Below are 22,024 nucleotides of genomic sequence, written 5' to 3'. Positions count from 1 at the left end.
CGCGGGCGCGGGCGCTCAGTTCCGGAGCAAGGCGAGAATGGCCTGACGCTCCTCCGGTGAGCGCTGGAAACCGATCGGATACACCGGCGCATGCTGCGGGCCGACCAGCAGAAAGATGCCGCGTGATCCCACCAGTTCTTCCTGCATCGTGCCCAGACGGTAGTGCCACATCTTCCATAGCGGCACGGTCACCGCAACGGGTATGGCACCGTCGCGCGGCGACAATACTTCACTGATCTCCAGCTGCAGGCGCATCTGGTTGGTTTCGCCGGGACCGGTACGCGCGTCAGGGGCAAGGACGGGCACTCCACGCGCATTGACCATGTCCACCGCGCGGATGGTGGCCACCACGATGTGATCCGACTCTGCGACCATCTCCTCCAGGGACTTCGGCACTATGGAGGTCGCCGAGGCTGGAAATGCGCACAGTGCGACGATCAGGCTCCACAGGTAGTTCATGTCTGATTCCTGGTTGGACGAGGATCGGGAGAGAACGCCTACACTACATCCACCGCCCAGGCGACCCACAACGCCAGGCCGAGAACCGCAGGGCATCACGCCATTGGCCTGCGCACGCACCTCTTCGCGCATGCGTCGGGCTGATTATGCGCGAATGGTCCCACAGCCACGCATGGCGTGGCCCTACCGGGGGCGCGCGTCGATGAACACGGGTTGGAGTGGAACCACAGGTCCTGCCACGGGTCTTCGCCCTTGAGGTCGGCCAGCGGGGTAGGCACGCCCGTGTTGCTGCCGCGGGCGCGCACAAGACTCCGCAGGCAGGGACAGGTAACGCCCAGGTCGCGCTTGAAAAGGCGCTTGACATCAGTGCGCTGGCGGAACACCATCAGTTAACGAATTAGTTAACTACCACCCATGGACCGCATCTTCGAAGCCCTCGCCTCCACCGCACGCCGGCAGATCCTGGCCTACCTCAATGGCGGCGAGTTGAGCGCGGGCGAGCTGGGCGAGCGCTTCGATTTCAGCAAGCCGGCGCTGTCCAGCCACCTGCGCATCCTGGAAGACGCCGGGCTGATCGAGCGCGAGAAGCGCGGCCAGTTCGTGTATTTCCGGCAGGTGCCCGACACGCTGGCCAATACCCTGTTCGCGTGGGCCGCCGAGGTCTGTCCGGTGGGCGGCCCGCTGCAGCGCGAAAGCCGCGCCCGTGCGCGCCGCAAACCCACCGCGTGAGCTGAGCGACCCAACGACAAGGAGATCGGCATGCTGGACACCGCCCACGTGAGTCGTTCGTTTCCCAGCATCAGCCTGCCCTCCTGCGGCGATGGCAGCCCGGTCGAGGTAGCGTTGATCGCCCAGCTTGGGATCGGTGCCGGCGATGCGCTGCTGCGCGATGCGGGCCTGCGCCAGGCGCAGCATCCGCGCTTCGTTGATGCACTGGACGAACCCTCCGCGCGGCTGGGCGGCATGCACCTGGCGCACGGCGATGCCTCGTCGCTGTACTCGTTCTCGGTAGGCCGGACTGGGCATCCGTTTCATCGCCATGCCGGCCCGCGCATGTTCACCGCCATTGCCGGCAGCGGCGGCGCCCAGCTGCGTTTTTCCACCGTGTCCGACGCACAGCTGCAGCAGGACCTGGCCGCCTTCGTGCGCGCCCTGCGCTGCATCGACGTGCCGCCGGACTGCCTGTTCACCGTGCGCTTCGGCAGCGGTACCTGGCACCAGTTCGTGTCGCGTCATCCCCGGCACCCGGCGCTGTTTGCGTTGTCCTGCCATGCCGATGAGCGCAGTGGCGCATTGAGCGAGGCGCAACGTGTGCGCATCGATGCAGGCGCCGCCGACATTCCTTCGCTGACCGACACCCTGCCGTCGGCGTTGCAGCAGCTGCTTGACCAGACCGACCTGGACCAGCTTCCGCGGGTGACGCTGTCGCTGCGCGCACCGGCCGCGTCGGTGCTGGCCCGCTGGTGCGCCGGCAGCCGCGACCTGGTCGGGCGGGTGCGCAGCGGCCTGGCGCGGTTGCGCCCGGCCCATGGCTACATCGGGCAGCGCGCGGCATGCGGCACGCTGGCCACGCAACCTGCAGCGCCGGCCGATTCACTGCTGCAGCACGCGTTGCCGCAGGGCTTCGACCACCAGGATTACACCTGTCTCACCCTGCCCGCCCACAGCCTCGGCGGGCACTCGGCGCGTGCGCTGCTGGAAGCGGTGCTGGAGGGATTCGTCCGCAACCCACCGCCGGGCGTGGGCCGGCTGATGGCCCTGCGCAATGTGCTGGTGACCCCCTTGCGGCTGCGCACCTCGCCGCTGGGCTGCCCGGTGTCCTCGCTGCTGTCCGACGGGCCCGGCGAGCGTTTCGCCGGTCGCTTCCCGGTGCATGCCCAGGCCACCGACGCCGCCGACCGCAGCGCCGAAGTCCTGCTCGGTGCCGACGACCGCCACCTGCAGTTCCGCTCGTGCGTGCGCGTGCAGGTGCTGGACGATGGTGCGGCGGTGATCGCATTGGGCACCCGGGTGCGCACGCTCAATGCGTTCGGCCGCCTGTACATGGCGGCGATCAACCGGGTGCACCGCCGCCACGTCAGCCCGGCGATGCTGCGCATGGCCGTGGCACATGCGCTGGCACCGGAACTGGCCACCGCGATATCGCTGCAGGACACCGCCCTGGCCTGATCGGGTGGGCTCAGCGCTGGCGACCCCCGAGCCGTGCGACCTGCGCGGCCAGGTCGCCCGCTGCGCACTGGCCGAAGCGGGCCAGCGGAATGTCCGCCATGCCGCGGCGCGTGCCTTCCTGGAAGGCCGGATCGGGCTGACCGCAGTGCGGGCAATGCAGCTCCACCGACCAGGCCGAGCCTTCAGGTGGATCGGCCAACGCGGCAAGCACCGGCCACAGCGCGGTGTCCGGATCGTCAGCGAGCAGCGCGGCGACCTGCGCTGGCACCGCGCTGAAGCCGTCCACGATCGCGTGCTGGCGTCCGTCCACACTGCACAGCATCAGCGCGCCGTACACCGCATCGCCCAGGCTGGGATGGGCAAACGCCTCACCGCAGTGGCTGCAGCGGGCATCAAACAACGGCACGGTGCGCACGGTCTGCATGCTCAGCCGCCGTTGTACGGCCCGGTGCCCGGGTAAACCTGCAGCAGCGCGCGGGTGAGCGTGCTGGGGTACACGGTGAGGTGGTCTTCGGCCGGGACCACCCGGTTGTCCACCTGCAAGCCTTGGTAGCCGCGCTGGCGCAGGCGATCGGCGAAGGCCTGCGTATCGCGCACCATGTCGTTGCGCGGGCCATCTACCGTATCGGGCGTGGGCGTCTCTTCACTACCGATCGCCAGTAGTACCCGTGCCGGCAGTGCGCGGTGCTGCTGCGCGTAGTCCTGTTCAAGGCGGTCGATATAGTGCCCGTCGAACCACAGCGACGGGCTGGACAGGATGTAGGTCTGGAACATCTGCGGGCGTGTGAGCAGCACATAGGTGCCGAAGAGACCCCCGTAGGAATGCCCGGCGAAACTGCGCCGTGCCGGATCGGTGCGGTAGCGCGCGTCCACCGCGGGCAACACGTGCGTGGCCAGGAAATCGCGGTAGTGCGCGGCACCGCCGTAGACCACGTCGTTGCTGTAGTCGTCGTCGGCAGTGCGCTGCGGCTGGGTGGGCGTGTAGTCGCGCGAGCGGCTCTGCTTGGAGGTCAGCCCCTGCTGCGGCGGCAGCCCGACCAGGATGAAATCTTCCAGGTTGGCGCCGCCCTGCCCCACCAGGTTGCGCACGCTGCGCACCAGCGGAAAGCTGTACAGCGCGTCGGTGACGAACAGCACCGGGTAGCGCCGCTCCGGGTGCTGCGCGTAGCTGGCCGGCAGCGCCACCCAGATCGGGTAGTCGCGCCCGGCCGGATCATGCACGCTCCAGCTCTCGGTATCGGGCAGGACCACGCCTGCCGCCGGCACCGCCGCCGCAGGTGCACTGCGCAGCGCATCGCCGTGCAGCGCACAGCCACCGGTGGTGGCCAGCACCATCATCGTTCCCAGCACGTTGCGCATTGCTTTCATCCGCGTTCTTCCGCCGTATCAGCGCGCAAGCGTCGCAATTCCCTGCGGGCTTGCCAAGCCGGGGCGTTCAGCTGCGGTGCGGCCGGCCGCGCCCTGGCGCAGGGTAATCAGCGTGATCTCCGACGGTACGCCGATGCGCGCGGCGAATCCGGCTCACAGACCGGCGCCGTTGCTGACATACAGGGTCATGCCGTCCACCGTGTAGCGCCCGGACACGTAGCCACCGTTGGCGTGCTTGACCAGCTGGTCCATGCCCAGGATGTGACCGCCGTGGGTATGCCCGGACAACTGCAGTGCAACGCCGTGCGCGGCGTTCGCGCGCGCCGCACCCGGGCGGTGGTCGAGCAGGATCACCGGGGCGCGCGGATCGGCGCCGGCCAGTGCGGCGGCCAGGTTCGGCATGGGCAGGCCATAGCGCACGGCCACCGGGTCGGTGACACCGGCAATGGTCAGCACGGCGCCGTCGCGGCGGACCTCGGTGTGGGAGTTCTCCAGCACCTGCATGCCCTGCGCGCGGAACGCCTGCATCCAGTCGGCGTACTGCGCGTAGTACTCGTGGTTGCCGGTGATGGCGATGACACCATCAGGGGCGCGCAGCCCGGCCAGCGGGGCAAAGTCGGCGGCACGTGCCGCCACCGTGCCGTCAATCAGGTCACCGGTGATCACCACCAGGTCCGGCGACAGCGCATTGCTGTTGGCCACCACCTGGGCCACCCAGCCACCGGTGAGCAGGCGGCTGGCGTGGATGTCGGTGAGCTGCAGCACGCGGTAGCCGTCGAACTGTGCCGGCAGGCCATCGAGGGTCACCTCGATCTGCCGCGTCTGCGGCACGGCCATACCCTGCCAGATGCCATAGGCCGATACCACCAGTGCAGCGCCCATCGCGGCTGGCCGCAGCCATGGGGTGCGCAGTGCGGCGGTGGCACGGGGGCGGCGCAACAGGCGCGCGCCCAGCAGCAGGATATCCAGCAGCAGTACCGCCAGCGCGCCGATCAGCAGCGCGGTGAAGCCGGTGGCCAGCACCGCGATGACCGGCTTGGGAAGTTCCGGCGAGGCCATGGTGCCGGCGAACCGGGCCACGATGCGGTGATGCAGGGCCAGCGACACCACCAGCAATCCAAGCGGGCCGCGCAGCGACAGCGACACCCGCAACGGCCACACCACACGCCACACCACGTACAGCGCAAGCAACACACCAACAACACTCAGCACAGGCAGATCCAGTTTCAATGGGGGAGAGCCGACATCGCCGCTACACGGCGACAAGGCAGCCCCCATCTTTGCCGAATCCGCCGGTGGCTGCCACCGCGCCACTGTCATGTGGGCCGCGATGCGCCTCGCGGCCGGCGTGCGACCACCTATCGCCGCGGAGTGCGTGACCTGCTGGTAGGCGCCGCGGCACGCGTGTCCGCTGGCGTCTTTGTTGCGGCACGTCTGCGCGCTGGCGGCGTTTTCGCTGTCGTGGCCGCCACGTTCGCTGCCACCGCCGCACGGATCAACGCCTTCAAGGCCGTCGCGTTCATGGTCTCGCCTTCATGCAAATCGATCGCCCGGCGCGTGGTGCCCGTCAGGCTCGCGTTGAACAGCCCGGCCGGATCCGCCAGTGCGGCGCCCTTGGCGAAGGTCATCTTGACCGCCCGCGCGTAGATTTCGCCGGTGCACAGGATGCCGTCGTGCTCCCAGACCGGCACGCCGCGCCACTTCACCGTTTCCACCACGGCCGGGTCGGCCTGGTGGATGATGCGGCGCACGCGCGCCAGGGTGGTACCGCGCCAGTCGTCGAGGCCGGCAATCTTCGCGTCGATCAGTTGCGCGGCCGAAGGCCCCTCCGTGTCGGCCGATGCGCTCGGGGTGACGCTGGAGGTAGCCTTGGTCATGGGAATGTCCTGGCAGGGATGACGGTTGGAAGGCGCCACCGGCACGCGGGCCGGTTACATGCGCTCGCCGGGCAGGCGGCTGGCCTGGCGGACCCAGGCGCTGAACTGCGCCTCATCCAACGGCACCGTTTCGCGGATATGCAGGTAGCGCGTGTCCTGGCTCTTCGACGGCTCCGGCGGCACCGGCTTCAGCGCGGTGCCGCGGAAGAAGGCCACCTTGATGTACCCGGTGAAGCAATGGAGGCTCAGGAACCAGCCGTCATCGCCGGCGGCATACAGCGGTGAATTCCACTTCACCGCCTTGCGCACGCCCGGCACCGCCGCGCTGATCAGGGCATCCAGGCGTTCACCCACGGCGCATTTCCAGCCGGGCATCGCCGCGATGTAGGCCTGCACGGGCGCGTCGCCCTCGCCTTTGGCAATCTGCGGATTGCCGCCGGCCAACAGGCGCGGCGCGGCGTTGGCGGGCGGAGTGGTGGCAGACGGTGTCGATCGCGTTGGCATGGTGTACGCCTTCCGGAAGCAGATCAGAACCGCCTTATAGACCCCAGCGCATGGGATGGCAACGCGGGCAGGGCTCAGCGCGCGTAGCGGTACACCCGATCGTGCGGATCGCTGCGCGGGGCGCCGGCATCCAGCGTTCCGCCCAGCCGCTGGGCCACCCGCGCCGAACCGGGGTTGTCGGCCGCCACGTAGCTGACCAGCGTGGCCACGCCCAACGTGCCGAAGGCCCAGTCGCGCATGGCCTGCGCCGCCTCGGTGGCATAGCCGTGCCCCTCGTGGCCGGCATACAGCAGCCAGCCCAGCTCCTTTTCCGGAAACAACGGGCCGTCGTTGATGCCGATCTGCCCCAGGCAGGTGCCGGTGTCGGCGTGCTCGATCATCAGCGCACCGTGGCCGAAGAAGTGCCAACAGGCCTGGTCATGGCAGAACATGCCCCACGCCGCGCGCAGGTCGAACGGACCGCCCAGCCCGCTTGCGCGCGGCGACGCCAGGAACGCGGCATACGCGGGAAAATCGGCGATGGCCTGCGCGCGCAGCAGCAGGCGCGGGGTGCGCAAGGTGATCGGGGCGGCGGGCGCCATTTCAGGGTCCCAAGGTGGACAGGCCGGCATGGTCACGCGGGGGCCACCGGCCGATCAAGCCCCTGGACCGGCGTGGCTGAACAAAACCCGCCAGCGCGGCCGCCAGCACTTGCGCCGGGAAGGTCGCGCGCCTATAAATGAGCAAGCACTCACTTACTCATTCCCATGGCCCGCCCGCTCAGCGAACAGAAACGCGACGCTATCCTCGACGCTACCGCCAAATTGGTGGCCGCGCAGGGCATTGGCGCGTCCACGGCGCAGATCGCACGGGCGGCCAAGGTGGCCGAAGGCACGGTGTTCACCTACTTCGAGACCAAGGACGCGCTGCTCAACGCGCTGTTCGTGCGTCTGGAAACCCGGCTGGCCATGGTGCTCGGCGCGGACTTCCCGGACCAGGCCGACGCCCGCGACCTGGTGCTGCATGCCTGGAATGCGTTGATCGCATGGGGCTCGACCTACCCCATTGATCGCATGGCGCTGCGCCAGCTCAAGGTGTCCGAGCGCATCAGCGCGCACACCCGCAGCGAATGCGCGGGCCTGTTCGGCAGCATGCTGCAGGCGCTGGAAACCAGCCTGGCCGGCCACATCGATCCCGAACGGCTGCCGTTCTACCTGGGCCGGGTGCTGATCAACCTGCTGGAAACCACGCTGGAGGCGATGGCGGCCGACCCCGCGCACGCCGCCACGCTGCAGCAGGCCGGGTTCGACCTGTTCTGGAAAGGCATCCAACGATGAACCCGTTTTTTCCTCCATTAAATGAGTGCGTACACACTCATAAACCAGAAGGCACCGCATGAGAGCCCTCCCCCTGCTTGCCCTTGCCTTCTCCCTCACCCTACTTATCGGGATGACCCTGACCGTGCCTATCGCCCCCAATGACCAGTCGCCGCAGATGCACGACGGCCACTTCACCAACGTTGCCCCCAAGCCCAAGGAAACCGTGACCGGTACGCTCAAGCTGCTGTGGGAATTCCTGTTCGACCGCCCCGCAGGCAGCACGCCACCCGCGCCGCCACCGGTGCGCGCGATCACCGCCGCCGAGCTGGCCAGTGCCCCCGAGCACAGCCTGTACCGGTTGGGCCATTCGACCCTGCTGGTGAAGCTGCGCGGCGGCTGGTGGCTGACCGACCCGGTGTTCTCCAAGCGTGCCTCGCCGGTGCAGTGGATGGGCCCCAAGCGCTTCCACGCCCCGCCGATCGCCCTGCACGACCTGCCGCCCATCCGTGGCGTGCTGCTCTCGCACGACCACTACGACCACCTCGACCGCGCCACCATCAAGTACCTGGCCAGCCGCGCCGATGTGTTCCTGACCCCGCTGGGCGTGGGCGACCGGCTGATCGCCTGGGGCGTGCCGCGCGACCGCGTGCGCCAGCTGGACTGGTGGCAGGAAACCGAGGTGGACGGCGTGCGCTTCGCGGCCACCCCGGCCCAGCACTTCTCCGGCCGCGGGCTGCGCGACGGCAACCGCACGCTGTGGGCGTCATGGGTGATCCTGGATGACGGCCTGCGCCTGTTCTTCAGCGGCGACACCGGCTACTTCGACGGTTTTCGCCAGATTGGCGAGCGCTATGGGCCGTTCGACGTCACCTTCATCGAAACCGGTGCCTACGACGCCAAGTGGCCGTTCGTGCACATGCAGCCCGAGCAGACCGTGCAGGCCCACCAGGACCTGCGGGGCCGCTGGCTGCTGCCGATCCACAACGGCACCTTCGACCTGGCCCTGCACCAGTGGGACGAGCCGTTTGAACGGGTCAGCGCCCTGGCGCGGCAGCGCGCCATTCCGCTGGCAACACCGGGCATGGGCGAACGCCTGGACCTGGACGCCCCGCAACCCGGCACGCCGTGGTGGCGCCAGGTGAAGGCCGAACAGGACGCGCGCCGGATCACCCCGGTGGGCAGCGCGATGTGATCAGCGCAGGCCGACCACCGCGATGATGACCACCGCGATGCACCAGGTGATCGCCGTGCACAGGCGCACCTGCTGCACGGTCAGGGGGTCGGTGAACAGGTCGACCAGGTCGAAGCTGAGCAGCGAAAACAGCCCCTGCACGCGCTCGGCGCCGCCCAGGAAGACGATCCAGAAACTCACCGCAGTGATGGCCAGCAACAGCAGGAAGAACAACATGGACAGGTCCTTGATCCGGGTGATGCTGGAAGAGGCACGGCGACCCGGGCAGGTGCCGGGCACTGCCGCAGCATAAGCCAACGCACCCCGGTTGCACGCGCAGCCGGGATGCATCTGCTACCGTGCCGGCAGCCGTCCGACTGCCCCTGCAATGCCCCTGCCGACCCAACCCGTGTATTTCCTGCCGCTGAGCGAAACAGCGCTTGCCGCGTTCCTTGATGTGGGGCAGATCCCGGCCAGCGCGCTGGAGCGTGCCGGCCTGTTCGCCGCAGCGCTGTGCCAGGGGCGCGCCCATCACAGCGCCGCGCTGACCCGCCTGATCGACCAGGCCTGCGCGCTGTTTGCCGCGCAGCCCGACGATGCCGATGCCCAGTTCAAGGCCCTGGCCGCCGGCATGCCTGGCCAGCTCAACGACGCGTTGCAGGCGTTGGCCGCACAGAGCGTGGTGCTGGGCCCGGACGCGGTGGTGGCCGAGTTCTGCCGGATGTCGCCGACGGACTACCCGGTCGACCCGTTCCAGGCGGCCTGCCGCACCACCCTGGAGCCGCACACCATCCGTTTCTATACCGACGCCGCCGGTGAAGAACCCGACGACGTCGGAATCGATAGTGCGCAGGCACCGGCCTATGTCGAGCGCACCCACGATTACACCGCCGAGCAGGCCCGTGCACTGCGCGCGATCGTGGCCAACGATGACGAACACATCGACCTGGACGCCTATGCAGGCGCGGGCAAGACCCACCTGATCCTGCAGCTGCTGGACAGCGCGACCCGGCGCTACACCTACATCGCGCCACGCCCCAGCCAGGTGCAGGCATTCCGGCGCCGGCTGAGTGGCGCGCTGCCGATCGAGATCCTGTCGCAGATCAGCTTCGCCAACCAGATCGCCGGCGCCGCGTTCCGCCAGGGCATTCTGGGCACCGCGTTCCGCCCGACCTTCCAGATCAGCAAGGCCTCGTTCCGGGATATCGCCCAGCGCATCGGCCTGCAGCCGATCGGCAACCATGCCCCCACCAGCGTGCTGCGCGTGGCCTTCGACGGCATCGCCGCATGGTGCCGGTCCCCGGCCGAGCGGCTGGAGCCGCGCCACTTCGCCCGCGCGTTGCCGTGGGCGATGATCGATGCCGGCCCCTACATCGCCGCCGCCGAGCACGTGTGGCGCTGCATGTTCGACCCGACCGTGCAGAAGACCCCCCTGCTCAGCCTCAACGTCGACCACATCGGCAAGTGGCTGGCGCTCCATCGCGCGCGCATTCCGACCCTGTGGGGCACGCTGCTGATCGATGAAGGTCACGACATGAGCCCGGCCTGGAAAGGCCTGTTGTCCGGCTACGAAGGGTCGGTGATCAGCCTGGGCGACCCCAATCAGCGCCTGGTGGGACGTGCGCCGCGCTTTGCCACCGGCATGAAGCTGGAGATCGCCCAGTCCGTGCGCCAGGGCCGGCTGGTGGAGCAACTGGTCAACGAGACCGTGGCGCTGGACGCCACCGGCTTCTTCGACGGGCCGTTCGAAGGCTCGGCCGACCAGCCCACGCTGACCCGGACCTACACCCGCTGGGACGAGGTTCCCGGCAAGGGTGCGCGCGTCTTCGGCAACCCATGGCGGCTGCTGGAAGAAGCCCAGCGCCTGGCTGCCGCCGGCATCCCGTTCGGCATCCACCCCGACACGCTGACCAGCGTGGGCCGCGAGGTGAACCGCGGCGAAGAGGCCTACCGCGAAATGACCTCGCATGGCGGCAGCAGCCAGCGCTGGGAAGCGCTGCTGGCCGAATGCAGCGAGCAGGACATGCCGCAGATCCCGCGCATGTTCATGCGCGGCTACAACCGTGACCGCTTCATCGAACTGGGCCAGCGCCTGGCCGAGTTCCACGACGCCACGCTGCAACTGCTGCTGGTGGAGCATGCCAAGAACACCGAGTTCGCGGTGGTGGCGATGTCGATGTGCTGCTTCCGCACCGGCTTCGGCCGGGGCTACGCGCACAACCCGGTGCGTGCGGCGTACACGGCAATGACGCGCGGCACCCAGCAGCTGTGGCTGCCGGCCGGGGCGCTGGACGAACTGGGCCAGAGCATCGCCCGCTTCCAGGCCAACCGCACCGACTACCGCCGCAGCAAAATCACCCGGCGGTAGCGCCGCCCAGGGTGTGCGCGGTCGCGCTCAGATCCAGCGCTGGTCCAGCAGTTCGCGCTTGATGTACGCATAGAACACCGGCGCGGCCACCAACCCGGGCAACCCGAACGCCGCCTCCATCACCAGCATCGCCAGCAGCAGCTCCCAGGCCCGTGCCTGGATCTCGCCGCCGACGATGCGCGCGTTGAGGAAGTACTCCAGCTTGTGGATCACCACCAGGTACAGCAGCGCAGCCATCGCCACGTAGAACGACACCGACAGCGCCACGATGGTGATGACGGTGTTGGAGATGATGTTGCCCACCACCGGCAACAGACCGGCCAGGAAGGTGATCAGCACCAAGGTCTTGGACAGGGGCACGTGCACCCCGAACAGCGGCAGCACGCCGAGCAGGAAGATCGCGGTGAACAGCGTGTTGAGCAGGGAAATCTTGACCTGTGCGAACACCACCTGGCGGAACGCAGTGGCCAGCCGCGAGGTGCGGCCGATCAGTTCCTGCGCCAGCGGGCCCATCTTCGGCAGCGGCAGTTCGTCGTACAGCGCGATCATCGCGCCCAGCACCATGCCGATCAGTACCCGCACGCTCACCTGCACCACCGACGTGCCGGCCACACCCAGCTGGCGCTGGTGTTCGGCGGCCCAGTCGTTCAGTGCCGCGCGCAGCGCGGTAAGGTCTTCGGGGATATAGGGTTGCAGTAGCGCGGGTACCTGGTGGCGCGAGGTATTGAGAATGTCCATCAGGCGCGCCAGCAGCACGTCCGGGCCGCCGGTCTCGTTGCGGAAGAACGCCGCGATGCCGATGCCGGCCAACACCAGCACGCCGATGATCACCGCCGCCAGCACGATCACCGCGATGGCCCGCGCCCGCCCCGGCCGCAGCCGCCCTTCCACCACCGATGCCAGCACGTGGGTCAGCTGGAACACCAGCAGGCCCGACAGCAGCGTCACCACCAGGCCCAGCTTCAACGCCAGCCACATGCCCAGCAGCATCAGCAGCCAGGCCGCGATGCGGGCGGTGGGGGGCCTGGGTAACGTGGGGATCACAAGGGACATGGGGGAGCATCCGGCGGGGTCGGCCCATGGTAGTGGATGCCGATGGCAGGGCGGGTGACCCGCGGGTGACCCGCACGTGACCCACCACCCGGCATGCGCAGCGCGCTTGCCCGCCTGCGGTCAAGGCTACCTGCGTGGTGGTCACCCGGTGCGCTTGTTCCGTCGTTGGCCGACCAGCGCGATTGCACCGCCGATCGCCAGGTAGAACAGGCCTATCAACACCCGACCCGCAGGCTGCACAACGAACATCACCTCGCTGTCGGCACGGAAGAACGGTGCGCCGATCCACGCCGCGAGCGGAAGGTGGTACAACTGATGGAGCGCGAACAACGCCAGGTTGTCCGCCCGCGCCAGTAGCCATGGCAGCGCGATCCAACCCAGCAGCAGGCTCCATCCAAGCGCAGCGCTGCGTCGCTTCAGGCTACTCACGGCCGCGCCCGGTTGCGGTTGCGAAGGAATACCCCGAGGCACGCGCCCGCGATACCGGCGAGCACTGATACGGCAATGTTCACTGCGTTCACCGAAAGAATTTCCAAGACCCAACCGCCGCCCGTGGATGTATTCAGGTGGTAGATCGCCAATGCCCAGAAGGCCGCGTACGTCACGCCGACCACCACGGCGAAACCATAGCGCCTGGAAATCAAGCCTGCCGCCACTGCGAACAGCAGTCCGGATTCGCACGAGACGATGTCCGCCACGCCGAATTCGAACCGGCCCTTGGCCACTATCGCAATCTGCAGAAAATACGCGGCCGCCAGTGACAGGGCCAGCAGGGTCAGGAAAGCAGCAACCTGTCGTGCCATCGCTCTGCGCTCCTCTCCATGTGATTGCACACCGTTCCGTAGTGGCTGTTCGAGTGATCTTATCGTGCTGCCCCCGCCCCACGGGTAGCTGCACGTGGTGCAGGTCGGAACAGCAGCCACCCATGGGGTGGCTCTACCGCGCCTGGGCCCCTGCCATTACCTGCTCCCCGGCGCAGCCGTCGAACCCCGCACCATCAAGCTGAAATCCAGGGTCTGCTGAAGCGGCACATCGACACGTTCGATGATGGCAAGCAGCAGGTGGACCGCGCGGGCGCCGATCTCCCGCATGGGTTGCCGGATGGTCGTCAACGGGGGCGTGAGGTAACGCGACGACGCCAGGTCGTCGAAGCCGACGACGGACAGGCCATTGGGCACGCCGATGCCCAGATCCCGGCAGGCCGCCAGCACGCCCAGTGCCATCTGGTCGCTGAAGCAGAACACCGCTGTCGGCACCGACGCGCGGGCCAGCAGTTCCATCCCGGCCGCATGGCCGGATTCCACCGAGAAGTCACCCGGGACAACGCTCAGGTGACGCAGGCGACCGCGCGCCTTGCCGGCGGCCCGAACCCCTTCCAGTCGCTGCTGGTGCAGGGGATTGTCCGGCGGCCCGCCGACCACGGCGATGCGTTCGTGTCCCAGGCCATACAAGTGGTCCATCACCGCGCGCGCGGCAGCCGCGTTGTCGATGTGGACGCTGGGGATGCCCAGCGCGGGATCGAACTCGCAGCCGTTGACCACCGGCGCGGCACTGCCCTGCTGCTGGACGATGTCACGTGCCGTAGGCGGGAGGCGATGCCCCAGCACGATCAGGCCGTCGGCCTCGTTGCGCCGGAGCATCTGCGCGTAGCGCTCCTCGCGCTCGGGCAGGTTCTGGGTATCGCCCAACAGCACGGCGTAGCCAACGGCCTGCGCCGCGTCCTCCGCGCCCTGCAGGATCTGGGCGAAGAACGGGTTGGCGATGTCCGGCACGGTGACCAGGATCTTGCCGCTGCGCTGGGTCTTGAGCGTTCTGGCCACCGTGTTGGGGACATAGCCCAGCGCGGCGGCCGCCTGCTCGATGCGCGCGCGCGTGGCCGGCAGCACTTTCTCCGGCCGGGACAGCGCCCGCGACACCGTGCCGGCCGAGACGCCGACGTGCTTTGCAATGTCGTAGATGGTGGCCATGGCGTTACCTCTTCCTTCCGCTGTGCAGTGCACAACGGGTCTTTCGAATGCCCCTGCTAGGATAATGCAATCGATTGCATCGAGGGCGAATCCTCTTGAAAACGCTCAAGGGTCCAGCGCTGTTCCTGGCGCAGTTCATCGGCGACACACCTCCTTTTGATCGGCTGGACACGCTGGCCGGCTGGGCCGCGGGGCTGGGCTATTCTGGCGTACAAGTACCGACCAGCGCGCCCCACCTGTTCGATCTGGCCGAGGCGGCGCGCAGCCAGACCTACTGCGACGACGTCGCCGGCATGCTGGCCGGGCACGGCCTGCAGATCACCGAGCTGTCCACCCATCTGCAGGGGCAGCTGGTTGCCGTGCATCCCGCCTACGACAGCCTGTTCGACGGCTTCGCGCCGCCGGACAAGCGCGGCGATCCGGCCGCCCGCCAGGCCTGGGCAGTGGAACAGCTGCTGCTGGCGGCCAAGGCCAGCCAACGCCTGGGGCTGACGGCGCATGCCACCTTCTCCGGCGCACTGGCGTGGCCCTACTTCTATCCTTGGCCGCAACGCCCGCCCGGACTGGTGGAAGAAGCCTTCGCCGAACTCGGCCGCCGCTGGCGCCCCATCCTGGATGCCTTCGACGCCTGCGGCGTGGACCTGTGTTTCGAGATTCACCCGGGCGAGGACCTGCATGACGGCGCGACCTTCGAGCGCTTCCTCGACGTGGTGGACCACCATCCCCGCGCAAAGATCCTGTACGACCCCAGCCATCTGCTGCTGCAGCAGATGGACTACCTCGGCTTCATCGACCGCTACCACGCGCGCATCGGCATCTTCCATGTCAAGGACGCGGAGTATCACGCCAGCGCGCGCAGTGGGGTGTATGGCGGCTACCAGGACTGGATCGATCGTCCGGGCCGGTTCCGCTCGCTCGGCGATGGGCAGATCGACTTCAAGGCGATCTTCTCGAAATTCGCGCAGTACGACTTCCCCGGCTGGGCGGTGCTGGAGTGGGAGTGCTGCCTGAAGCATCCGGAAGACGGTGCGCGCGAGGGCGCCGCGTTCATCCGCGACCACATCATCCGCGTGACCGAGCGCGCCTTCGACGACTTTGCCGACAGCGGCACCGATCCTGGATCACTGCGCCGCATGCTGGGGATCTGAGCCATCACTGCCTGGGAGGGCAAGCCATGACGCACACCATGTCGCGCTTGGGCGCGATGATGTTTCTGCAGTTCTTCATCTGGGGCGCGTGGTTCGTGACCCTGGGAACGTACCTGGTGCAGGGGCCGTTGCAGGCCAGTGCGAGCCAGGTGGCGACGGCCTTCCTCAGCCAGTCCATCGGCGCCATCGTCGCGCCGTTCCTGGTCGGCCTGATCGCCGACCGCTACTTCGCGGCGCAGCGCATTCTCGCGGTGCTGCACCTGGCCGGCGCGGTGCTGATGTGGCTGGCGTCCACCGCAACCGATTTCCGCATGTTCTTCGCCTGCGTCATGGGCTACATGCTGCTGTTCATGCCGACGCTGGCATTGGCCAACAGCGTGGCGATGCGGCACATGCAATCGCCTGAGAAACACTTCCCGCTGGTGCGGGTGGCCGGCAGCGTCGGCTGGATCGTGGCGGGCGTGCTGATCGGCTGGCTGGGCTGGGAACAGGCACACCGGCTGGAGCTGACCTTCCAGATGGCCGCGATGGCGTCGCTGGCCCTGGGCCTGTATGCATTCACCCTGCCGCACACGCCGCCGCTGGCGCAACAGCGCGACGCCGGTCTCGGGCAGATCCTGGGGCTGGATTCGCTGCGGCTGCTGAAGTCGCGCGCCTACCTGGTGTTTTTCCTGTCCTCCATCGCCATCTGCGTCCCGCTGGCGTTCTACTACAACTTCACCAACCCGTATCTCAACGATCTGGGCGTGCGCAGCGCCGCCGGCCTGCAATCGCTGGGCCAGGTGTCCGAGGTCCTGCTGATGCTGGCCATGCCGTTCCTGTTCGTGCGGCTGGGGGTCAAGACCATGCTGGCGGTGGGCATGGCCGCGTGGGTGGTGCGCTACGTCCTGTTCGCCTTTGGCGATGCAGGCAGCGGCTTCTCCCTGCTGGTGATCGGCATCGTGCTGCACGGTATCTGCTACGACTTCTTCTTCGTCACCGGCCAGATCTACACCGATGCGCATGCCGGCCCGGCCGCGCGCAGCAGCGCGCAGGGCTTCATCACCCTGGCCACGTATGGCGTGGGCATGCTGATCGGCACGTTCCTGTCCGGCGCGGTGGTGGAGCACTACACCACCGCAGCTGGCCCGGACTGGCAGAAGATCTGGCTGTTCCCGGCAGGTGTGGCGCTGGTCGTGCTGATCGCCTTCTTGCTGCTGTTCCGCGACCGGCCGGTGGTCGCGGTCGCCCCTTCCACACCCTGAGGACCCCACCCGATGCCCAAGCTTGGAATTGCCATCGTCGGCACCGGCATGATCGGCGCCGTGCATCGTCGCGCGGCGCTGCTGGCCGGTGCGGAGATCCGTGGCGTGGCCGCCTCGTCACCGCAACGCGCACGCGACGTGGCGGAGGCGTGGGGTGTTCCGCGTGCCTATCGGGACATCGAGGACGTGGTCGCCGATCCACAGGTCCAGGTGGTGCACGTCTGCACGCCCAACCATCTGCACCGCGGCATGGCACAGGCGGCGCTGGAAGCGGGCAAGCACGTGATCTGTGAGAAGCCGCTGGCGACGACGCTGGAAGACGCCCAGGCCCTGGCTGCACTGGCCGCCTCGAACGCGTTGGTCGCCACGGTGCCCTTCGTCTACCGCTACCATCCGGTGATCCGCGAGGCCCGCGCCCGGATCGCGCAGGGCGAACTGGGGCCGCTGCACCTCATCCATGGCAGCTACCTGCAGGACTGGCTGCTGGACCCGGCCAGCAACAACTGGCGCGTGGACCCGGCGCTGGGCGGCGCGTCGCGCGTGTTCGCCGACATCGGCTCGCACTGGTGCGACCTGGTGGAATGGGTCAGCGGCGAGCGCTTCGCCGAGGTCAGCGCGGCGTTCGCCACGGTGATCGCCGAACGCAGCACCGACACCGGGCAGAGCTTCACCACAGCGGTGGCCGGTGGCGCGATGCAGCCGGTTGCAAGCGAGGACGTGGCGGCGGCGATGTTCCGGACCGGTGCAGGCACATTGGCGTCGCTGACGGTCAGCCAGGTCTCGGCTGGACGCCACAATCGCCTCTGGTTCGAGATCGATGGCGCCAGGGCCAGCGTGGCGTTCAACCAGGAAGACGCCGAGCGGCTGTGGATCGGCCTGCCCGACCAGCGCGAGGAAGTCTTCGTGCGTGGGCCGAGCGCCGGCAGTGCCGAACAACGCCGGCTATCGGTGTTGCCCGCCGGGCATGCGCAGGGTTACGCCCAGTGTTTCGAGGCGTTTGTCGCCGACACCTATCGCGCCATCGAAGGCGAGCAGCCGCAAGGCCTGCCCACCTTCGAAGACGGCGTGCGCTCGGCGCTGATCGTCGACCGCGTCATTGCATCGGCCAGGACACGCGCCTGGACCACCATCAGCTGAATCCCGGGAGACTTTCTTGATGAACACCTCTGTTCGCGGAACTGCAATCCTCGCCCTGCTGCTCGCTGCCCTGCCCGCCTTCGCGCACGACATGGCCACTCCGCAGAAGCCCATCGCAGTGCAGATGTACTCACTGCGCAACGCCGGCTCGCTCGACCAGCAGTTGAAGATCGTCCATGACGCGGGCGTAGGTGCGGTGGAAACGGTGGGCACGCAGGGCGTCAGCGCCCCCGAACTCAAGCGGTTGCTGGACCGATACGCGATCAAGGCGATTTCGTCGCACGTGCCCCTGGCCGAGCTGCGCAAGGACCTGCCCGGCGTGGTGGCCTTCAACCGGTCGATCGGCAACACCACGCTGGTGGTGCCTTACCTGGATGCGAAGGATCGGCCCACAGACGCCGCAGGCTGGACCGCACTGGGCCAGGAACTGGGCCGGATCTCCAAACAGGTACGGGCTGAGGGCATGCGCCTGGCCTACCACAATCACGACTTCGAGCTGGTCGACTTCAATGGCAGGACCGGCCTGGAACTGCTGTTCGCCGCGGCCGGGCCTGACCTGCAGACCGAGCTGGATCTTGCCTGGGTGGCGCGCGCCGGCTACGACCCGGCGGTGATGCTGGGCAAGTTCCGCGGCCGGCTGTTCGCCGTCCATGCCAAGGACAATGCGCCCAAGGGCCAGGCCGAAGACGAAGGCGGTTTCGCCGCGGTCGGTCAGGGCGTGCTCGACTGGAACGCGATCCTCCCGGCGGCGGCGGGTGCCGGTGTGCAGTGGTACATCGTCGAACACGACCAACCCCGTGATCCTGCCAAGGTCATCAAGACCGGTGCCGATTACCTGCGCGACCACCTGACCGTCAGCCTGCCCGCCCGCGCACCGCGCTAGCCCGCAAAGGAGCCCTGCTTGAAAACGACCCTGATACTGACGCTGGCCCTGTGGGCGGCAACGCATGCCCCGGCGGCGTGGTCCAAGGACGACCCTGCGGCGGGCGCGAAGCTGTACGCGAGCAACTGCACGGCCTGCCATGGCGCGGACCGTGCGGGCATGCCCGGCGCGTTCCCCGCGCTGACCGACATCGGCAAGCGCATGACGCCGGTGCAGATCAAGGAGAAGATCAGCAAAGGTGGCGGGCTGATGCCGCCCTTCTCCCACCTGTCACAGCAGGAGATCGACGACATCAGCAGTTACCTGGCGAAGTAGCAGGCCGGCACTGGCACCGGTCCTGCGCCGTCAGAGTTCGCGTACCCAGATGTTGCGGTAGCTGACCTTGGCATCGTGCTCCTGCAGGTAGAGCGGCGCGCACCCGTGTGGCGCGTACGACGGTGCGCCGATGTACTCGGTCTTGCCCGAGAGAACGGTGTCGTCCTGCACCAGAACACCGTTGTGCAGCACGGTAATGCGCGCGGGCGAGATGAGCCCGCCACCCGGCGAGAAGCGCGGCGCCTTCCAGAGGATGTCGTAGGCCTGCCACTGGCCCGGCGCACGCGAGGCATTCACCCGTGGCATGGCCTGCTTGTAGATCGAGCCAGCCTGGCCGTTGGCGTAAGTCGGGTTGTTGTAGCTGTCCAGCACCTGCAGCTCGTAGAGCTCCTGCAGGAAGATGCCGCTGTTGCCCCGGTTCTGACCGTCGAACCCCTTCGTGTCGGTGGGCGTGCGCCACTCGACATGCAGCTGGATGTCGCAGAAGCGCTGCCGGGTGCGGATGCCCTTGCTGCCCGGAACCACCGTGAGCGCGCCGTCGGCTATGCGCCAAGGCACGCGTCCGCCCTGCTCCGACTCCCAGGCAGACACATCCTTGCCGTCGAACAGCACGATCGCATCGGAAGGAGCCTTGCCCGGCGGCGTGGACACCACGGCAGGCACGGGCGTCCACACCTCGGTCTTGGCTGGATCGCGCGCAGGATCAGTCTCGGCCTGCGCAAACACGGATGCGGTGGCCAGCAGGCCCGCTGCGACGTGGAGAGACCTGATCAACGTGCTGCGGTCCATCAGCTGGTCCCCCAGGCGGGCGTGCCAGGAACATAGGCCAGATCGCCGTCGTAGCGACCCGGTACCGCGACGTAGCGCAGCACGTCGGTCGCGCCAACCTTCGAAGTGAAGAAGCCGAAGATGGCGAGCTGCTTGATCATCGTGAAGTAGTGCGGCATCGCTTCTCCTTCCTCGGCGGTGCCGGTCTCGGTCACGTCGACCGCGTGTTTCCGGGCCTCTGCATCCAGCGCGCGCAGGAGTTCGGTGCGGGCCTGCGGCGCAAGCGAAACGAACCGGCCGCCCGCGCGTTTGTCGATATCGGCCAGGCCGGCCCGGAACGTCGCCTGCTGCCGGGCCGTGTAGCAGTCGGTGACGAACCGCGCCATGAACAGACCGGCCCCGGCGTCCTTCGCGCCCGGCGTTGCGGTGCGCGGCAGGATGGTCTCGGCGATCTCATCCAGCGTGCCTACATCGGCGTCGGAGAAAGGCGTCTTCATCCCTGCGGCGGGCGCCTGGCCCTGGACGAGCGCGGGCAGGCCGATCATGGCCGCGCCGGTGGCGGCGACGATCATCTTCAGCAGTTCGCGGCGATCCATCAGAGGTTCCCCGCTTTCAGTTCGCGCACGGCGTGGTCGGCAGCGCGCGCGGTGAGTGCCATGTAGGTCAGTGAAGGATTCACGCAGGCGCTGGAAGTCATGCAGGCACCGTCGGTGACATAGACGTTGGGCGCATCCCATACCTGGTTGTGCTGGTTGAGTACGGAGGTCTTGCGGTCACGGCCCATGCGCGCGGTCCCCATTTCGTGGATGCCCTTGCCCGGGGCGTAGTCGTTGTCGTGCATCTCCACGTCCTTCACACCGGCGGCTTCCAGCATCTCGGCGGCATCGGCGGCCATGTCCTTGCGCATCGCCTTTTCGTTCGCGCGCATGGACACGTCCATCGCCAATACCGGCAGGCCCCACTTGTCCTTGCGCTCGGCGTCCAGGCGGATCGTATTGTCGTGGTGCGGCAGCATTTCGCCGAAGCCGGTCATGCCGATGCGCCAGTCACCGGGAACGGTCAGCGCCTCCTTCAGGTCGGCACCGATGTTCAGCTCGGCGATCTCGCGGGACCACCCGTTGCGGCTGGCACCGCCCTGATAGCCAAACCCACGCAGGTAACCGCGCTTGTCCGCAGCGACGTTGCGGAAACGGGGAATGTAGAAGCCGCAAGGACGGCGGCCGAAGTAGTACTTGTCTTCATACCCTTCGACCCGACCGGAGGCGCCCGCGCCGAAGTGATGGTCCATCACGTTGTGCCCGAGTTCGCCGGACGAGGATCCCAGCCCACCGTCCCAGACATCGGTCGCCGAGTTCATCAGCAGCCAGGTCGAATTGAAGGACGACGCATTGAGGAAGATGACCTTGGCCGTGTATTGGTAGGTCTGGCCCGTCTCGGCGTCGATGATCTCAACGCCGCGCGCACGCTTGCGGTCCTTGTCATAGAGCACTTCCTTGACGATCGAAAACGGCCGCAATGTCAGGTTGCCGGTCTTCATCGCCGCCGGCAGCGTCGCCGACTGGGTCGAAAAATAGGCGCCAAAGGGGCAGCCCAGGATGCACTTGTTGCGGTACTGGCAGTTGACCCGGCCCTGTTCGGGCATGGGCTGGGTGATGTTGGCGGTGCGCGAGTGGATCATATGGCGCGTTCCGCCAAAGGCTTTCCGGATCCGCGCGGCCACGTCCTTCTCGACGATGTTCAACGGGATCGGCGGCAGGAACTCGCCATCGGGCAGCACATCCAGCCCCTCCCGGGTGCCGGCGATACCCGCGAACTTCTCCGCATGGTCGTACCACGGTGCGATGTCGGCATACCGGATCGGCCAATCCGTGGCGATGCCGTCCTTGAGATTCGCCTCGAAGTCCAGGTCGGAGAAGCGATAGCTCTGCCGCCCCCACATCAGTGACCGCCCGCCGACGTGATAGCCGCGGAACCAATCGAATCGTTTGGTCTCGGTGTAGGGCGATTCCTTTTCGTTGGCCCACATGCCCTCAAGGTTCTCGGCCAGACCGTAGTCGCGCATCAACACCGGATAGTCGGCCTTCATCGCCTGGGTGGGCCGGTTGCGGTGCGGGAAATCCCACGCCTCCTTCATCGCGTTGACGTAGTCCTTGACGTGCTCGATGTTGCGTCCGCGTTCCAGCATCAGAACCTTGAGACCTTTCTCGGTCAGTTCCTTCGCCGCCCAACCGCCGCTGATGCCGGAGCCAACGACGATTGCGTCATAGTGATTGTCTGCCATGGGTTCTACTTCAC

Annotated in this window: 24 protein-coding genes and 1 pseudogene; 10 read left to right on the top strand and 15 right to left on the bottom strand. The window is 67.7% G+C overall.

The annotated features are described in order from the left end of the window. Positions 1-15: 15 nt before the first annotated feature. On the bottom strand, positions 16-459 hold the full coding sequence (locus ACZ0AE_RS05345; RefSeq protein ID WP_463600557.1) for a hypothetical protein: 444 nt from the start codon (positions 457-459) through the stop codon (positions 16-18). A gap of 414 nt (positions 460-873) precedes the next feature. Between ACZ0AE_RS05345 and ACZ0AE_RS05340 the strand changes: the two genes are divergently transcribed. Together ACZ0AE_RS05340 and ACZ0AE_RS05335 are read left to right on the top strand one after the other, a co-directional pair. Continuing rightward, complete coding sequence (locus tag ACZ0AE_RS05340) at positions 874-1,188, top strand: metalloregulator ArsR/SmtB family transcription factor (RefSeq protein ID WP_016922200.1); 315 nt, start codon at positions 874-876, stop codon at positions 1,186-1,188. A 30-nt stretch (positions 1,189-1,218) separates the two neighbouring features. Next, positions 1,219-2,628: a DUF2867 domain-containing protein gene (locus tag ACZ0AE_RS05335; RefSeq protein ID WP_463600556.1), complete on the top strand. Its 1,410-nt coding sequence runs from the start codon at positions 1,219-1,221 to the stop codon at positions 2,626-2,628. A 10-nt stretch (positions 2,629-2,638) separates the two neighbouring features. Here the strand turns inward: ACZ0AE_RS05335 and ACZ0AE_RS05330 are convergent, their stop codons facing one another. The 6 genes and pseudogenes from ACZ0AE_RS05330 to ACZ0AE_RS05305 all read right to left on the bottom strand — a co-directional run bounded on the left by ACZ0AE_RS05330 (position 2,639) and on the right by ACZ0AE_RS05305 (position 6,958). Then, positions 2,639-3,052, bottom strand: a complete 414-nt coding sequence (locus ACZ0AE_RS05330) for a hypothetical protein (RefSeq protein WP_463600555.1) — start codon at positions 3,050-3,052, stop codon at positions 2,639-2,641. Between the two features lie 2 nt (positions 3,053-3,054). Next, positions 3,055-3,987 (bottom strand): alpha/beta hydrolase, encoded by a 933-nt coding sequence (locus ACZ0AE_RS05325; RefSeq protein ID WP_447596201.1) that lies wholly within the window; start codon positions 3,985-3,987, stop codon positions 3,055-3,057. A 102-nt stretch (positions 3,988-4,089) separates the two neighbouring features. Beyond that, positions 4,090-5,208 (bottom strand): annotated as a pseudogene (locus ACZ0AE_RS05320) (metallophosphoesterase); the annotation flags it as partial. 146 nt (positions 5,209-5,354) lie between these two features. After that, positions 5,355-5,873: a DUF1801 domain-containing protein gene (locus tag ACZ0AE_RS05315; protein WP_463600554.1), complete on the bottom strand. Its 519-nt coding sequence runs from the start codon at positions 5,871-5,873 to the stop codon at positions 5,355-5,357. A 54-nt stretch (positions 5,874-5,927) separates the two neighbouring features. Further along, entirely contained in the window at positions 5,928-6,377 is a 450-nt protein-coding gene (locus ACZ0AE_RS05310) for a DUF1801 domain-containing protein (protein ID WP_463600553.1), read from the bottom strand. Positions 6,378-6,451: 74 nt separating this feature from the next. Next, the gene (locus ACZ0AE_RS05305) at positions 6,452-6,958 is read right to left on the bottom strand and encodes a GNAT family N-acetyltransferase (protein ID WP_448133207.1); all 507 of its coding nucleotides are present in this window, start codon (positions 6,956-6,958) and stop codon (positions 6,452-6,454) included. A 165-nt stretch (positions 6,959-7,123) separates the two neighbouring features. On the opposite strand from ACZ0AE_RS05305, the gene ACZ0AE_RS05300 reads away from it, so the two are divergent. After that, positions 7,124-7,693, top strand: a complete 570-nt coding sequence (locus tag ACZ0AE_RS05300) for a TetR/AcrR family transcriptional regulator (RefSeq protein ID WP_463600552.1) — start codon at positions 7,124-7,126, stop codon at positions 7,691-7,693. 112 nt (positions 7,694-7,805) lie between these two features. Then, the gene (locus ACZ0AE_RS05295; RefSeq protein ID WP_463602061.1) at positions 7,806-8,867 is read left to right on the top strand and encodes an MBL fold metallo-hydrolase; all 1,062 of its coding nucleotides are present in this window, start codon (positions 7,806-7,808) and stop codon (positions 8,865-8,867) included. Here the strand turns inward: ACZ0AE_RS05295 and ACZ0AE_RS05290 are convergent, their stop codons facing one another. Continuing rightward, the gene (locus tag ACZ0AE_RS05290) at positions 8,868-9,083 is read right to left on the bottom strand and encodes a hypothetical protein (RefSeq protein ID WP_463600551.1); all 216 of its coding nucleotides are present in this window, start codon (positions 9,081-9,083) and stop codon (positions 8,868-8,870) included. It abuts the gene before it with no gap. A gap of 151 nt (positions 9,084-9,234) precedes the next feature. Here ACZ0AE_RS05290 and ACZ0AE_RS05285 point away from each other — a divergent pair, with 151 nt between their 5' ends. Continuing rightward, positions 9,235-11,214 carry a hypothetical protein gene (locus tag ACZ0AE_RS05285; protein WP_463600550.1) on the top strand — a complete coding sequence of 660 codons (1,980 nt, stop codon included), beginning with the start codon at positions 9,235-9,237 and terminating at the stop codon, positions 11,212-11,214. Positions 11,215-11,241: 27 nt separating this feature from the next. Here the strand turns inward: ACZ0AE_RS05285 and ACZ0AE_RS05280 are convergent, their stop codons facing one another. The 4 genes from ACZ0AE_RS05280 to ACZ0AE_RS05265 form a co-directional block, all read right to left on the bottom strand. Continuing rightward, entirely contained in the window at positions 11,242-12,267 is a 1,026-nt protein-coding gene (locus ACZ0AE_RS05280; protein ID WP_463600549.1) for an AI-2E family transporter, read from the bottom strand. Between the two features lie 141 nt (positions 12,268-12,408). After that, positions 12,409-12,696: a hypothetical protein gene (locus ACZ0AE_RS05275; RefSeq protein ID WP_463600548.1), complete on the bottom strand. Its 288-nt coding sequence runs from the start codon at positions 12,694-12,696 to the stop codon at positions 12,409-12,411. Beyond that, positions 12,693-13,070 (bottom strand): hypothetical protein, encoded by a 378-nt coding sequence (locus tag ACZ0AE_RS05270; protein ID WP_463600547.1) that lies wholly within the window; start codon positions 13,068-13,070, stop codon positions 12,693-12,695. Before ACZ0AE_RS05270 ends, ACZ0AE_RS05275 begins: the two co-directional genes overlap by 4 nt. A 156-nt stretch (positions 13,071-13,226) precedes the next feature. Then, positions 13,227-14,234: a LacI family DNA-binding transcriptional regulator gene (locus tag ACZ0AE_RS05265; RefSeq protein ID WP_463600546.1), complete on the bottom strand. Its 1,008-nt coding sequence runs from the start codon at positions 14,232-14,234 to the stop codon at positions 13,227-13,229. 95 nt (positions 14,235-14,329) lie between these two features. On the opposite strand from ACZ0AE_RS05265, the gene ACZ0AE_RS05260 reads away from it, so the two are divergent. From ACZ0AE_RS05260 to ACZ0AE_RS05240, 5 genes are read left to right on the top strand one after another with little or no spacing between them, the layout of a single operon-like run. Next, positions 14,330-15,382 carry a sugar phosphate isomerase/epimerase family protein gene (locus ACZ0AE_RS05260; RefSeq protein WP_463600545.1) on the top strand — a complete coding sequence of 351 codons (1,053 nt, stop codon included), beginning with the start codon at positions 14,330-14,332 and terminating at the stop codon, positions 15,380-15,382. Positions 15,383-15,408: 26 nt separating this feature from the next. Further along, positions 15,409-16,626, top strand: a complete 1,218-nt coding sequence (locus tag ACZ0AE_RS05255; protein ID WP_463600544.1) for a nucleoside permease — start codon at positions 15,409-15,411, stop codon at positions 16,624-16,626. 12 nt (positions 16,627-16,638) lie between these two features. Continuing rightward, positions 16,639-17,763 (top strand): Gfo/Idh/MocA family protein, encoded by a 1,125-nt coding sequence (locus ACZ0AE_RS05250; RefSeq protein WP_463600543.1) that lies wholly within the window; start codon positions 16,639-16,641, stop codon positions 17,761-17,763. Between the two features lie 19 nt (positions 17,764-17,782). Then, entirely contained in the window at positions 17,783-18,646 is an 864-nt protein-coding gene (locus ACZ0AE_RS05245; protein ID WP_463600542.1) for a sugar phosphate isomerase/epimerase family protein, read from the top strand. 18 nt (positions 18,647-18,664) lie between these two features. Then, positions 18,665-18,961, top strand: coding sequence for a c-type cytochrome (locus ACZ0AE_RS05240; RefSeq protein ID WP_141057290.1), 297 nt, complete (start codon positions 18,665-18,667; stop codon positions 18,959-18,961). 30 nt (positions 18,962-18,991) lie between these two features. Here ACZ0AE_RS05240 and ACZ0AE_RS05235 read toward each other — a convergent pair whose 3' ends face one another. Genes ACZ0AE_RS05235 through ACZ0AE_RS05225 form a run of 3 tightly spaced genes read right to left on the bottom strand, consistent with a single transcriptional unit; the run spans position 18,992 to position 22,010 of the window. After that, positions 18,992-19,750, bottom strand: coding sequence for a 3-keto-disaccharide hydrolase (locus tag ACZ0AE_RS05235; protein ID WP_463600541.1), 759 nt, complete (start codon positions 19,748-19,750; stop codon positions 18,992-18,994). Beyond that, positions 19,750-20,325 carry a gluconate 2-dehydrogenase subunit 3 family protein gene (locus ACZ0AE_RS05230; protein ID WP_320490490.1) on the bottom strand — a complete coding sequence of 192 codons (576 nt, stop codon included), beginning with the start codon at positions 20,323-20,325 and terminating at the stop codon, positions 19,750-19,752. The genes ACZ0AE_RS05235 and ACZ0AE_RS05230 overlap by 1 nt, the downstream gene beginning before the upstream one ends. After that, positions 20,325-22,010, bottom strand: coding sequence for a GMC oxidoreductase (locus ACZ0AE_RS05225; RefSeq protein WP_463600540.1), 1,686 nt, complete (start codon positions 22,008-22,010; stop codon positions 20,325-20,327). Before ACZ0AE_RS05225 ends, ACZ0AE_RS05230 begins: the two co-directional genes overlap by 1 nt. Positions 22,011-22,024: the final 14 nt, after the last annotated feature.

Source organism: Stenotrophomonas sp. AC248 (assembly GCF_979258185.1).
This window is presented reverse-complemented; position numbering and strand designations above follow the sequence as displayed.